11 protein-coding genes and 2 tRNA genes are annotated in these 12,907 nt (G+C 63.7%); 8 read left to right on the top strand and 5 right to left on the bottom strand.

The genetic code is table 11. The features are described 5' to 3' along the window. Positions 1–83: 83 nt before the first annotated feature. Entirely contained in the window at positions 84–1,268 is a 1,185-nt protein-coding gene (locus tag MJ602_RS14610) for an acetate/propionate family kinase (RefSeq protein WP_243021552.1), read from the bottom strand. An 11-nt stretch (positions 1,269–1,279) separates the two neighbouring features. Next, positions 1,280–2,701, bottom strand: coding sequence for a bifunctional enoyl-CoA hydratase/phosphate acetyltransferase (locus MJ602_RS14605; protein WP_243021551.1), 1,422 nt, complete (start codon positions 2,699–2,701; stop codon positions 1,280–1,282). Between the two features lie 177 nt (positions 2,702–2,878). Between MJ602_RS14605 and phaR the strand changes: the two genes are divergently transcribed. Beyond that, entirely contained in the window at positions 2,879–3,415 is a 537-nt protein-coding gene (phaR, locus tag MJ602_RS14600) for a polyhydroxyalkanoate synthesis repressor PhaR (RefSeq protein WP_162016598.1), read from the top strand. Between the two features lie 49 nt (positions 3,416–3,464). Further along, positions 3,465–4,856: a 30S ribosomal protein S12 methylthiotransferase RimO gene (gene rimO, locus MJ602_RS14595; RefSeq protein ID WP_243021550.1), complete on the top strand. Its 1,392-nt coding sequence runs from the start codon at positions 3,465–3,467 to the stop codon at positions 4,854–4,856. A gap of 111 nt (positions 4,857–4,967) precedes the next feature. On the opposite strand, the gene efp is transcribed toward rimO, so the two are convergent. Beyond that, positions 4,968–5,522 carry an elongation factor P gene (gene efp / locus MJ602_RS14590; RefSeq protein WP_162016596.1) on the bottom strand — a complete coding sequence of 185 codons (555 nt, stop codon included), beginning with the start codon at positions 5,520–5,522 and terminating at the stop codon, positions 4,968–4,970. Positions 5,523–5,663: 141 nt separating this feature from the next. Then, complete coding sequence (gene earP, locus MJ602_RS14585) at positions 5,664–6,791, bottom strand: elongation factor P maturation arginine rhamnosyltransferase EarP (RefSeq protein ID WP_243021549.1); 1,128 nt, start codon at positions 6,789–6,791, stop codon at positions 5,664–5,666. A 29-nt stretch (positions 6,792–6,820) separates the two neighbouring features. Here earP and uvrC point away from each other — a divergent pair, with 29 nt between their 5' ends. The 6 genes from uvrC (at position 6,821) to MJ602_RS14555 (ending at position 12,140) form a co-directional block, all read left to right on the top strand. After that, entirely contained in the window at positions 6,821–8,761 is a 1,941-nt protein-coding gene (gene uvrC / locus MJ602_RS14580; RefSeq protein WP_243021548.1) for an excinuclease ABC subunit UvrC, read from the top strand. A gap of 59 nt (positions 8,762–8,820) precedes the next feature. After that, a complete protein-coding gene (pgsA, locus tag MJ602_RS14575; protein WP_243021547.1) occupies positions 8,821–9,390 on the top strand; it encodes a CDP-diacylglycerol--glycerol-3-phosphate 3-phosphatidyltransferase in 570 nt (189 codons plus the stop codon). Positions 9,391–9,679: 289 nt separating this feature from the next. Continuing rightward, entirely contained in the window at positions 9,680–9,952 is a 273-nt protein-coding gene (locus MJ602_RS14570) for an HU family DNA-binding protein (protein ID WP_005793966.1), read from the top strand. 16 nt (positions 9,953–9,968) lie between these two features. Beyond that, a tRNA-Val gene (locus tag MJ602_RS14565) sits at positions 9,969–10,044 on the top strand. 57 nt (positions 10,045–10,101) lie between these two features. Next, complete coding sequence (locus MJ602_RS14560; RefSeq protein ID WP_243021546.1) at positions 10,102–12,024, top strand: SurA N-terminal domain-containing protein; 1,923 nt, start codon at positions 10,102–10,104, stop codon at positions 12,022–12,024. A 40-nt stretch (positions 12,025–12,064) separates the two neighbouring features. Continuing rightward, positions 12,065–12,140 (top strand) — tRNA-His (locus MJ602_RS14555). A 111-nt stretch (positions 12,141–12,251) separates the two neighbouring features. On the opposite strand, the gene MJ602_RS14550 is transcribed toward MJ602_RS14555, so the two are convergent. Then, positions 12,252–12,887, bottom strand: a complete 636-nt coding sequence (locus tag MJ602_RS14550; protein WP_243021545.1) for a riboflavin synthase — start codon at positions 12,885–12,887, stop codon at positions 12,252–12,254. Between the last annotated feature and the right edge of the window lie 20 nt (positions 12,888–12,907).

Here is a 12,907-nt window from a genome sequence, read left to right as displayed (position 1 = left end):
GGGTCTGCATTCGTGCAGACCCCGTTTTTGTTTGGGCTTTTGGGGTGGGCCTGTTCACACCCCACAGGTCCTGAATCACCGCATCACAGCACCAGCGCAGCCGCTTCGGCTGCGGCCACGCGGCCTTCGTCGGTGGGTACAACCCAGACTTCCACGGCGCTGTCCGGTGCGTGGATGGCCCAGGCTGCATGGCCATGCGCGGGCCGTGCGTTCAGTGTGGCATCCACCCGCACGCCCAGGTAGGCCAGGCGCTGGGCCACGTCGGCGCGCAGCAGGCTGTCGTTCTCGCCAATGCCGCCACTGAAGGCCAGCACATCCAGTCCGCCAATGCAGGCGCTGAGTTCACCCGTGGCACGCACCACGCGCCGTGTGAACAGTTCAATGGCGAACTGCGCTGCAGGCGCGGTGCTGGCGCGCAGGGTGCGCATGTCGGCGGCAATGCCGGAAACGCCCAGCAGGCCGCTCTGGCGGTACAGCAGGGCCTGAATGCGGTCGTGGTCCCAGCCTTGCTCCAGCAGGTACAGCAGTACGCCGGGGTCAATGGATCCGCAGCGTGTGCCCATCACCAGCCCGTCGAGTGCCGAGAACCCCATGGTCGTTGCCTGGCTGCGCCCTTGTAGGGTGGCGCACAGGCTGGCGCCGTTGCCCAGGTGGGCCATGAGGGTGCGCCCGTGGGCCCGTGCGCTGCACGATTGCAGCGTGCCCATGATGGACTGGTACGACAACCCGTGGAAGCCGTACCTGCGCACGCCCTGGTCCGCCAGTGTCTGGGGCAGTGCGTAGTGGGATTCCTCGCGCGGCAGCGTGGCGTGAAAGGCCGTGTCAAAGCAGGCCACCTGGGGCAGTTCCGGAAAGGCCGCGGTGAAGGCCCGGATGCCGGCCAGATTGTGCGGCTGGTGCAGCGGGGCCAGCGAGTTGAGCTGCTCCAGTGCACGCAGTACCTCGGGTGTGATGCGTACGCTGTGCTGGTACTGGTGGCCGCCATGCACCACGCGGTGCGCCACGGCGCGCAGCGGGGGCAGGGCGGGCAGTTCGGCCAGCAACCCGTGCAGCGCGTGCAGCGCTCTCTCGAAGGAGGTTCCTTCCACGGTGGGCAGTGCGCGTTGGTGGCGTTGGCCCTGCCAGATCCAGTCCATGCGGGGCTGGCCTGCGGGTTCCAGACCCTGGATGTTGCCGATCAGAACGGGGTCGAGGACCCCCTGGTTCTGCAAGGGGTGAACCGAAAACTTGAGCGTGGAAGAGCCGGCGTTGACTGCGAGAATGGCCATGCTGCTGCCCTTCAGCCCACCGAGGATTCACTGGCCGCCGTGCGGGAGCGGTGGTGTGCCACCAGCCGCGACAGCAGTGCGGACGCCACTCTGGCCTGGGGGCCTTCGGCGCGGCTCGTCAGGGCAATGGGTACGCGGGCGCCCAGCACGATGCCGGAACTCGAAGCGCCAGCCAGGTAGTCCAGTTGCTTGGCCAACATGTTGCCGCTCTCCAGGTCGGGTACGGCCAGAATGTCTGCCTGACCCGCCACCGGTGAGTTGATGTCCTTGATCTGTGCGGCCTGCATCGAGATGGCGTTGTCGAAGGCCAGTGGGCCGTCGAGGATGCCGCCTGAGATCTGGCGCCGATCGGCCATCTTGCACAGGGCTGCAGCATCCAGGGTCGAGGGAATGCTGGGATTGACGGTCTCCACCGCAGAGAGGATGGCCACGCGCGGTACTTCCACGCCCAGGATGCGGGCAAAGTCGATCGCGTTGCTGATGATGTCGGCTTTTTCCGCGAGGGTGGGGCGGATGTTGAGTGCAGCGTCGGTGATCAGCAGCTGCTTGGGATACAGCGGAACGTCAAACCGGAACACATGCGACATGCGGCGCCCGGTGCGCAATGCACGCTGCCCGAGCACCGCCTGCATCAACTCATCGGTGTGCAGGCTGCCTTTCATCAACATGCCCACCTGTCCCAGTGCCGCCAGCTCGGCGGCCTTGGCGGCTGCGGCGTGGCTGTGCTCCACGGCCAGGATCTCGGCACCGTGCAGGTTGATGCCTGCCTGTTCGGCTATGGCGCGCAGGCGGGCTTCGGGGGCGATCAACACCGGTGCGATCAGGCCGTGGGCTGCCGCATCCATGGCGCCGCGCAGGGACTCGGGGTCGCAGGGGTGCACCACTGCACAGCGCTCTGGCGCCAGTCCCTGGCCCATGGCCAGCAGGTCGCGCAGTCGCGCCTGCGGGTCGAAGAGCTGGATCTGCGGCGCGTGCGATTGGGGCAGGCGCACCTTCTTCTGCGGCGCCAGCACCCGGGCCAAGCCGTGCAGCACGGGTTCGCCTTTCTGGTTCACGGCCTTGCAATCGAGTTCCACCTGTTTGCGGTCCTCGATCTTGCGCAGCACGGTGGCGGTCACGGTCAGGGTGTCGCCCACGCGCACCGGGCGGGTGAAATGCAGGTCCTGCGACACATAGATGGTGCCCGGCCCGGGAAACTGTGTGCCCAGCAGGGCGGAGATCAGTGCGCCGCCCCACATGCCGTGCGCGATCACCCCGTGGAACAAGGTGTCGTTGGCGTAGTCGCTGTTGAGGTGGGCGGGGTTGGTGTCGCCAGAAACGGCTGCAAAGGCCTGGATGTCGGCCATGCTCAGGGTGCGCAAGAGTCTTGCGCTCTGGCCTACCTGCAGCTCGTCGTAAGTGATGTTCTCAAGCCATTCGGTGGTGGGTGTCATGTTCAGGTGCGTTGTGAGCAATAAACAGACCCAACGGTAGCACGATATGGCTGCACTGATGCTGCGTTGCAGCAAGGGTTCTCAGGGTATTCCTCTGCATGGAGCCTTGAGTGCTCCCTCTAAAATCTGCTGCACTGCAAAACACTGCTGCCCAGTCATCCCCGAGGAGCCTCTTCCGTGCCAGAAACCCAAGCCGCATCCGCCGCCAAGTCGGCGCAGCGCGTGATCAAGAAATACCCCAACCGGCGCCTCTACGACACCACCACGTCCACCTACATCACACTGGCCGAGGTCAAGCAACTGGTGATGGCGAGCGAGAACCTGGTGGTGCGCGACGCCAAGACGGGCGAGGACATCACGCGCAGCATCCTGCTGCAGATCATCCTGGAAGAAGAGGCGGGCGGCGCGCCCATGTTCAGCGAGGCGGTGCTGGCCAACATCATCCGTTTTTACGGCCATGCCATGCAGGGCTTCATGGGCAGCTACCTGGAGAAGAACATCCAGATGTTCACCGACATGCAGGCGCGCCTGGCCGAGCAGTCGCCGGGCATGACGCCCGAGGCCTGGGCCAAGTTCATGGGGGCGCAGTCGCCCATGGTGCAGGGGCTGATGGGCAACTACACCGAGCAGTCGCGCACCCTGTTCACGCAGATGCAGGAGCAGATGCAGAAACAGACCGAGCAGATGCTCGGCGCCTTTGGCCTCAAGCGCTGAAATCAGGGGGGCGGCGCCCCGAAGTTCCAATGCTGGGACAATACGGGGGATGAGCGAAGCACTCTCCCCCACCCAACCCCCCAAGGTCGGCTTCGTCAGCCTCGGCTGCCCGAAGAATCTGACCGACTCCGAACTCATCCTCACGCAACTCAGCGCCGAGGGCTACCAGACCGCCAAGTCCTTCGAGGGCGCGGACCTGGTTATCGTCAACACTTGCGGCTTCATCGACGACGCCGTCAAGGAAAGCCTGGACACCATCGGTGACGCGCTGGCCGAAAACGGCAAGGTCATTGTCACCGGCTGCCTGGGCGCGCGTTCGGGCGATGGCGGCGGCAATTTCGTGCAGCAGATGCACCCCAGCGTGCTGGCCGTGACCGGCCCGCAGGCCACGCAGGATGTGATGGATGCCGTGCACCGCCACCTGCCCAAGCCGCACGATCCGTTCATCGACCTGGTGCCCGGCGCCTTCGGCGAGGCGGGCATCAAGCTCACGCCGCGCCACTACGCCTACCTCAAGATCAGCGAGGGCTGCAACCACCGTTGCACCTTCTGCATCATCCCCTCGATGCGCGGCGACCTCGTGTCGCGCCCCATCGGCGACGTGCTGAAAGAGGCCAAGGCCTTGTTCGAGGGCGGCGTGAAGGAGCTGCTGGTCATCAGCCAGGACACCTCGGCCTATGGCGTGGACGTGAAGTACCGCACGGGCTTCTGGGACGGCAAGCCCGTCAAGACGCGCTTGCTGGAGCTGGTGCAGTCGCTGGGAGAAATGGCCGCACCCTACGGCGCCTGGGTGCGCCTGCACTACGTGTACCCCTACCCCAGCGTGGACGAGATCATTCCGCTGATGGCGCAAGGCCTGGTGTTGCCGTACCTGGACGTGCCCTTCCAGCACAGCCACCCGGACGTGCTCAAGCGCATGAAGCGCCCGGCCAGCGGCGAGAAGAACCTGGAGCGCATCCAGCGCTGGCGTGAGGCCTGCCCCGACATCGTGATCCGCAGCACCTTCATCGCCGGCTTCCCCGGCGAGACGGAAGAAGAGTTCCAGCACCTGCTCGACTTCATGCGCGAGGCGCAGATCGACCGCGCCGGCTGCTTCGCCTACAGCGATGTGACCGGTGCCGAGGCCAACAACCTGCCCGGCATGCTGCCGCTGGAGGAACGCGAGGAGCGCCGCGCGCGCTTCATGGCCGTGGCCGAGGACGTGTCGGTGGCCAAGCTGCAGCGCCGCGTGGGCGCGACCATGCAGGTGCTGGTGGACCATGCCCCCGCCATGGGCCGCAAGGGCGGCGTGGGCCGCAGCTATGCCGATGCGCCCGAGATCGACGGCACCGTGCAGTTGCTGCCGCCCGAGAAGATCAGCAAGCAGCTGAAGGTGGGCGAATTCACCAAGGCGCGCATCGTTGGCGTGCAGGGCCACGATCTGGTGGCGCAGCCCATCTGATGCTATTGAATTGATAGCTTATGGCGCCCGCTGGACGGGCGCCAGAGCCACAAAAGGCTCAAAAACAAAAAGGCTTCCCTCGGGAAGCCTTTTTGCTGGGGCCAAGCTGCTTCAGACACGCTTGCGGTACTCGCCGGTGCGGGTGTCGATTTCGATCTTGTCGCCCTGGTCCACGAACAGGGGCACGGGCACTTCGAAGCCGGTGGCGATCTTGGCGGGCTTCATCACCTTGCCGGACGTGTCGCCCTTGACGGCGGGTTCGGTCCAAGTGATTTCGCGCTCGACGCTGGTGGGCAGTTCGACCGAGATGGCCTTGCCGTCGTAGAACACCACTTCGGCGGCCATGCCGTCTTCGAGGTAGTTCAGGGCGTCGCCCATGTTTTCGGCTTCGACTTCGTACTGGTTGTAGTCGGCGTCCATCCAGACGTACAGCGGGTCGGCGAAGTAGGAGTAAGTGCACTCCTTCTTGTCCAGAATGATCTGGTCCATCTTGTCGTCGGCCTTGAACACCACTTCGGTACCGAAGTTGGCGATCAGGCTCTTGAGCTTCATGCGCACGGTGGCGGCGTTGCGGCCACCGCGTGCGTATTCGGTCTTGAGCACGACCATGGGATCCTTGCCGTGCATGATGACGTTGCCGGCGCGGATTTCTTGAGCGATTTTCATAGCATGTTGCCTGGGGTTGGGGCCGCTCAATGCGCGGGCCTGTAGCCCAGGGGGCTGCCGTGCCGATGCATGTTCCGCGGCGGGAATGCGCTGTGGCGGCCGCTGTAAAAGCGCCTGCCGATTTGCGCAAAGCCTTGGATTTTACCGTTTTTCCTGCACGAACCCCAAAATTTGTGTCACCAGGTCGTCCTGTGCCAGCAGGCGCGCGCGCGCAGCCTGCACGCAGGCTGCCCATTGTGCGAGCAGGGTTTTGTCGGGCAGCACCAGGGGCGCGTTGTCCAGGCCGTTCCAGGTGGCGTGGAAGCGGCGCAGCGATTCGGGCGCCTGCAGCCAGTCCAGAAAGGCGTGCAACTTGTCGTGGTGCGCGTTGTCGTGCTGCGGGTAAATCTGCCAGGCCAGCGGCCGGCCGGCCCACAGCGCGCGCACCAGCGAATCTTCACCGCGCACCAGGTTCAGGTCGCAGGCCCAGAGCATCTCGTCAAAGGCCGCTTGGGGGCAGGTTTTGCGGTATGAAATCGATGGCTGCCCGCGCTTATCTGGTGAGCCCTGCGGGTCATTTTGATCCAAAGTTTTCAACGCGGCCTGCGTGGCGGCCGTGGCCCGGCCCGGTGTGACGAGCAGCCGCGTGGGGCGCTGCATGCACTGCTGCAACAACGCAGGCAGGGCGGGGGGCTCGTAACAGAACAGCGAGATCCAGCAAGCGTTGGCGGCATCGCCGTGCGTGCCGGGAACCTGGGCCGCGCGCCAGGTGGCGGTGTCAAAGGCGGCCTGGCGTTCCAACAGCCCGTTTTCGCGCAGCAAGCCGCCAGTGGCCGGGGTGAAGCCAGGGTAGAAAAACCATTTCACCTCGCCCAGTGCCGCACCTTCGCGTACGGGCGAGGGCAGCCGGTGGCAGCGCTCCACATAGGCCTCGGCCGAAAGGTATTCGAGGTTGATCCACAGGTATTTTTCGCCTTTGGCGCTTGAAATACGGGCGCTGTTAGCTATGAATTCAGGAGCAATCTCGCAGCCGAAGGCTTCCACCAGCACCTGTGTGGGGGGCTCGTGCGCAGCGGGCAGGCTGCCCCAGGCGCGCACCTGCACGCCGGGGTGGCCTTGCGGCGCCAGCCAGGCCAGGGCCGAAGCGTCGTCCACCCACAGGCGCACCTGCTGGCCGCGTGCTGCCAGGTCGGCGGACAGGCGCCAGCACACGCCGATGTCGCCAAAGTTGTCGATCACGCGGCAGAAGATGTCCCATTGCAGCGGGGTGGGAAGGGTTTGCAAGCGCATGGCCCGCATTGTCTGCGCACAATAGCGCCATGCAAGAAGGGCATTCCGAAGAACTGCTGGCGCAGGTGGCCGCGCTGCCACCCCTGCCTGGCGTGTACCGCTATTTCGACGCCGAGGGCGCGCTGCTCTACGTGGGCAAGGCGCGCAACCTCAAGAAGCGCGTTTCGAGCTATTTCACCAAGCAGCACGGGGGCACGCGCATCGGCCACATGGTGGGCAAGATCGTGCGCCTGGAGACCACGGTGGTGCGCTCCGAGGCCGAGGCGTTGCTGCTGGAGAACAACCTCATCAAGTCGCAGAACCCCAAGTACAACATCCTGTTCCGCGACGACAAGAGCTACCCTTTCCTCAAGATCACCGGCGTGGCTGCCAAGGACGGGCAGGGCGAGGCGGCACTCCAGCGCTTTCCGCGCATGGCCTACTACCGGGGCAGCATCGACAAGCGGCACCGCTACTTCGGGCCTTACCCGAACAGTTGGGCGGTGAAGGAAACCATCCAATTGCTGCAAAAGGTGTTCCGCCTGCGCACCTGCGAGGACACGGTGTTTGCCAACCGCACGCGGCCGTGCCTGCTTTACCAGATCAAGCGCTGCACCGCGCCCTGTGTGGGCCTGATCGCCCCCGAGGCCTATGCCCGCGACGTGGCGCACGCCGAGGCGCTTTTGCGCGGCGAAACCCAGGCGCTCTTGCAGGAGCTGGAGTCGCGCATGATGGCCCACGCCGAGCGGCTGGAGTTCGAGCAGGCGGCCGAGCTGCGCAACCAGATCACGGCGCTCTCGCGCGTGCTGCACCAGCAGGCGGTGGAAACCACCTCGGACAAGGACGTGGACATTCTTGCCGTGCGCGTGCAGGGTGGCCGCGCCTGCGTGAACCTGGCCATGGTGCGCGGCGGCCGCCACCTGGGCGACCGGGCCTACTTCCCGGTGCATGTGGAGGATGCCGCAGGTGTCTATGCCGCCGAGGATGCTGCGGCTGCGCCCCCGGCGGTGGAGCAGCAGGTGCTGGAGGCCTTCATCGCGCAGCACTACATCGGCGTGCCCGTTCCGCCCCTGCTGATCGCCAGCGAGCCGGTGGACAAGGCGCTGGCGCAGGCGCTGACGGAGCAGGCTGGCCAGCGCGTGGGCGTGGTGCACCAGCCGCGCGGGCAGCACCGCACCTGGCTCGACATGGCACGCCAGAATGCCGACCTGCAGCTCGCACGCCTGCTGGCCGAGGAGGGCTCGCAGCAGGCGCGCACGCGGGCGCTGGCCGAGGCACTGGACTTGCCGCAGGAAGACCTGGACGATCTCACGATCGAGTGCTTCGACATTTCGCACACGGCGGGCGAGGCCACGCAGGCCTCGTGCGTGGTGTTCCACCACCACAAGATGCAGGGCAGCGAGTACCGTCGGTACAAGATCGAAGGCATCACCGGCGGCGACGACTATGCCGCCATGCGCCAGGTGCTGCAGCGCCGCTACGCCAAGGTGGCGCAGGCCCTGCGCGAGGCTGGTGGCGCCGAGCCCGCTGCCGGCCAGGCGCGGCTCCCCGACCTGGTGCTGGTCGATGGTGGCAAGGGCCAGGTCGCCATGGCGCGCGACGTGTTTACCGAACTGGGTCTGGACCTGGCGCGCATCGTCGGCGTGGAGAAGGGCGAGGGGCGCAAGGTGGGGCTGGAGGAGTTGGTGTTTGCCGATGGGCGCGAGAAGGTCTATCTGGGCCGGGATTCGGCCGCACTCATGCTGGTGGCGCAGATCCGCGACGAGGCGCACCGCTTCGCCATCACCGGCATGCGCGCAGCGCGCGCCAAGGTACGCGTGGGCGGCAGTCGGCTGGAAGACATCCCCGGTATCGGCCCGAAAAAACGCGCGCGCTTGCTACAGCGCTTTGGCGGCGTGCGTGGCGTGCAGGACGCCAGCGTGGAGGACTTGGCCAGTGTGGAAGGCATCTCGCGCGAACTGGCCGAGGAAATCTACCGCGCTTTGCGCTGAGTGTGGATGGAGGAGGTCCGCAGGTGTCTGCCGCATCCAGGGCATGACACAATCGCGCCATGTTCTGGACCATTCCCACCCTCATGACCTGGACGCGCATTGTCGCGATCCCCTTGATCGTCGGGGTGTTCTACGCTCCGCTGGACGAACCCACGCGAAACCTCGTCGCCGCGCTGATGTTCGTTGTGTTTGCGGCCACGGACTGGCTCGACGGGTTCCTTGCGCGCAAGCTCAACCAGACCTCGTCGTTTGGTGCATTTCTGGACCCTGTGGCCGACAAGTTTCTGGTTTGTGCATCGCTGCTGGTGTTGGTGCACTTGCAGCGCGCCGATGTGTTCGTGGCGCTCATCATCATCGGCCGCGAAATCGCCATTTCGGCCCTGCGTGAATGGATGGCGCAGATCGGTGCCAGCAAGAGCGTGGCCGTGCACATGCTGGGCAAAGTCAAGACCACGGTCCAGATGGTGGCCATCCCCTTCCTGTTGTACGACGGGCACGTATGGGGGCTCGTCGATACAGGGGTGTGGGGCACTTGGCTGATCTGGCTTGCAGCTGTGCTCACGGTGTGGTCCATGGTGTACTACCTGCAAAAGGCGCTGCCGGAAATCCGTGCCCGCGTCAAAGACTGAGTGGGTTGTTGGTGCGTCTTTGCGGGTGCCTGTCAATCGGTAAAGATGCGTAAGGTCTGCAATGGCAAAAATGCGGCTGTTTGGTTCGTATGCAGGCGCAAATGCGACTAGAATCGCCTGTCGCGCCGTTGCAATCCGGCGTGTTGTATTGACACCCGGAGAGTCGATGGCTTTAATCGAGAGTGGCAGTGCCAGCTGCCAGCGCCAGCCACCCGCCCCCAGCGCATGCCGGGCTGGGCGAGTTGAATAAGCACAGAGACAACCCAACCACATTCCCGAGAGGCTTCTTGTGAACAAAACCGAACTGATTGAGCACATTGCAAACAATGCCGATATCTCCAAGGCAGCCGCTGCGCGGGCACTGGAATCCACGATCGAAGCGGTCAAGAAGACACTGAAAAAAGGCGGCACGGTGTCGCTCGTCGGTTTTGGCACGTTTGCTGTGGGCAAGCGCGCTGCACGCACTGGCCGCAACCCCCGCACGGGCGCTGCGATTAAAATCAAGGCTGCCAAGGTGCCAAAGTTCCGCCCGGGCAAAGCCCTCAAGGACGCCCTGAACTGACCATCGGATATTCAGTGGGTGCTTAGCTCAGTTGGTAGAGCGGCGCCCTTACAAGGCGTAGGTCGGCGGTTCGACCCCGTCAGCACCCACCACTGATGCAAAGGCGAACGGAAGTTCGCCTTTTGTTTTATGTCTCAGAAAGATTGACCATGTTCGAATCCATCCGCAAGAACACCAAGATCGCAATGCTCTTGCTGCTCTTGCTGATCATCCCCTCGTTCGTGCTGGTGGGTATTGATTCCAGCTACTTCTCTGGCAGCAGCCCCGTGGTGGCGCGGGTGGATGGCCAGGACATCACGCAAAACGATTGGGACAATGCCCACAAGGTTGAATCGGATCGCCAGCGCAGCGAGCAGCCCCAGATGGATGCCAAGCTGTTGGATACGCCCCAGGCCCGCTACGCCACGCTGGAAAAACTGGTGCGTGATCGGGTGCTTCAGGTGGCTGCACAAAAGATGCACCTGGTGACCACCGATGCTCGCCTCGCCCGCAGCCTGCAGGAGATTCCACAGATCGCAGCCTTGCGCAAGCCCGATGGCAGCCTTGATGCCGAGGGCTACCGTGCACTGGTGGCCACCCAGGGCATGACGCCCGAAGGCTTTGAGGCCTCGATGCGGCGCAACCTGTCCTTGAACCAGGTGCTCGGCGGCGTGGTGGGCAGCAGTTTTGCCACTTCATCGCAAGGAATGGCTGCGATCGATCCGCTGTTCCAACGACGTGAAGTGCAGGTGGCGCTCTTCAAGGCGGCAGATTACGAAGCCAAGGTGCGTCCCACCGACGAAGAGCTTCAGGCCTACTACCAGAAGCACAGCAGCTCTTTCCAGCTGCCCGAGCAGGTCAGCATCGAATACGTGGTGTTTGATATCGACTCGGTGCGAGCAGGCATCACCCTCAACGAAGACGATCTGCGGACCTACTACAAGGAAAATCTCTCGCGCCACATGGGCAGGGAAGAGCGTCGTGCGAGCCACATCCTGATTGCCGCTGCCAAGGACGCACCGGCTGCAGAGCGTGAGAAGGCCAAGGCCCGCGCTGCGGAACTGTTGGAGCAGTTGCGCAAGAGCCCTGCCGAATTTGCTGCGCTTGCCAAGAAGCACTCGCAGGATCCAGGTTCCGCGCCGCAAGGGGGAGACCTGGGGTTCTTTGCCCGGGGAGCCATGGTCAAGCCCTTTGAGGAAGCTGCATTTGGGCTGGCCAAGGGCGCCATCAGTGATGTGGTGGAAACCGATTTTGGCTACCACATCATCCAATTGGCAGATATCAAAGCGGCTCGTGAGCCCAGCTTCGAGGAACTGCGCCCCAAGCTGGAAGCAGAGCTCAAGCAGCAGCAAGCACAGCGCAAATACGCTGAAACGGCAGAGATTTTTGCCAACACCGTGTATGAACAAGCCGACAGCCTGCAGCCTGTGGCCGACAAGCTCAAGCTCAAGATCCAGACGGCACAAGGGGTGACCCGTATTCCTCAGCCGAATGTGGTGGGCGCGTTGGCCAACCCCAAATTACTGGAGGCACTGTTTGCGTCGGAATCTTTGCAGAGCAAACGCAATACCGAGGCGGTGGAACTGGGCTCCAACCAAATGGCCGCTGCCCGCGTCATCGAGCACCAAAGTGCACGAGTCCAGGCCTATGACGAAGTCAAGGCGCAGGTCCGTCAACGTTTTGTGGCCGACAAGGCTGCGGAGCTTGCCCGCCAGGAAGGTCAGGCCAAGCGTGATGCTTGGGCAGAAAAGCCAGCACAGGCAACTGGGCTTGCAGCACCCATCGTGCTCTCGCGTGACCAAGCGCAAGGCCAATCGCGGGCCATCGTTGATGCCGTACTTTCCGCCAAACCGGATGCGCTGCCCTTGTGGACGGGCGTGGATCTGGGGTCGGCGGGCTACGCTGTGCTCAAGGTCATTCGCATCATGCCAAGTGACGGCATCGATCAGCAACTCATTGCGCAGATGCGTCAGCAATACACCCAGTGGTGGTCTAGCGCAGAAGGGCTGGCCTACTATGAAACCCTGAAATCCCGCTACCAGGCGCAGATCAAGGTTCCTCGCCCATCATCACAAACAAGTACGGAGAATTGAAGCAAGGCCTGAAATTCGAGTTATAATTTCAGGCTCTACGGTGGCTGTAGCTCAGTTGGTAGAGTCCAGGATTGTGATTCCTGTCGTCGTGGGTTCGAGTCCCATCAGCCACCCCATAAACACTAGAACATTGGCTATCTAAAAAATAGCAATCAAAAATAAAAGGCCCCCGTGGGAAATCACGGGGGCCTTTCTGTTTCAAGAGACTTTTGTTTTGGGGTGCTGGCTCAGCGTGTTGGCTGGCGCGGCTCCAAATGCAGCATCCGTTCGCAATAGCGCGCGATCAGGTCGATCTCCAGATTCACTTTGGAACCGTTGCGTAGGTGACCCAGCGCGGTGTTCTGCACCGTATGGGGAATGAGGTTGATGCTCACCTCGCAGCCCTCGGGCAAATCAGCCACGCGGTTGACGGTCAGGCTCGCGCCGTTGACTGTGATGGAGCCTTTGGTCGCCAGGAAGCGTGCCAGGGCTTGCGGGGCCAGCACACGCAACTCCCAGCTCTCACCTACCTGCGCGAAGTGGGTCACCTCGCCGATACCGTCCACATGGCCAGACACCAGATGCCCGCCCAGGCGGTCATTGGCGCGCAGGGCTTTTTCCAGGTTGATGGGGCCACACTGATCCAGCCCGGTCGTCTTGTCCAGTGACTCGGCGGAAATGTCCACGGTGAAGGTGGTGCGTGCCGTGTCCATGCCGGTCACCGTCATGCAGGCGCCGTTGAGGGCGATGCTATCGCCCAAACCCACATCGTCCAGGTAGCCAGCGGGTGGGACCACGCTCAGCCGCTTGCCGTGGGTGGCAGATTCGCCCAAGGGTTGCACGGCGGCAATATGCCCCGTGCCGGTGATGATTCCAGTAAACATGGTGTGGATTGTGGCAGGCT

Origin of the sequence: Simplicispira sedimenti (assembly GCF_022760965.1) — a bacterium.
GTDB classification, from domain to species: Bacteria; Pseudomonadota; Gammaproteobacteria; order Burkholderiales; family Burkholderiaceae_C; genus Simplicispira; species Simplicispira sedimenti.
This window is presented reverse-complemented; position numbering and strand designations above follow the sequence as displayed.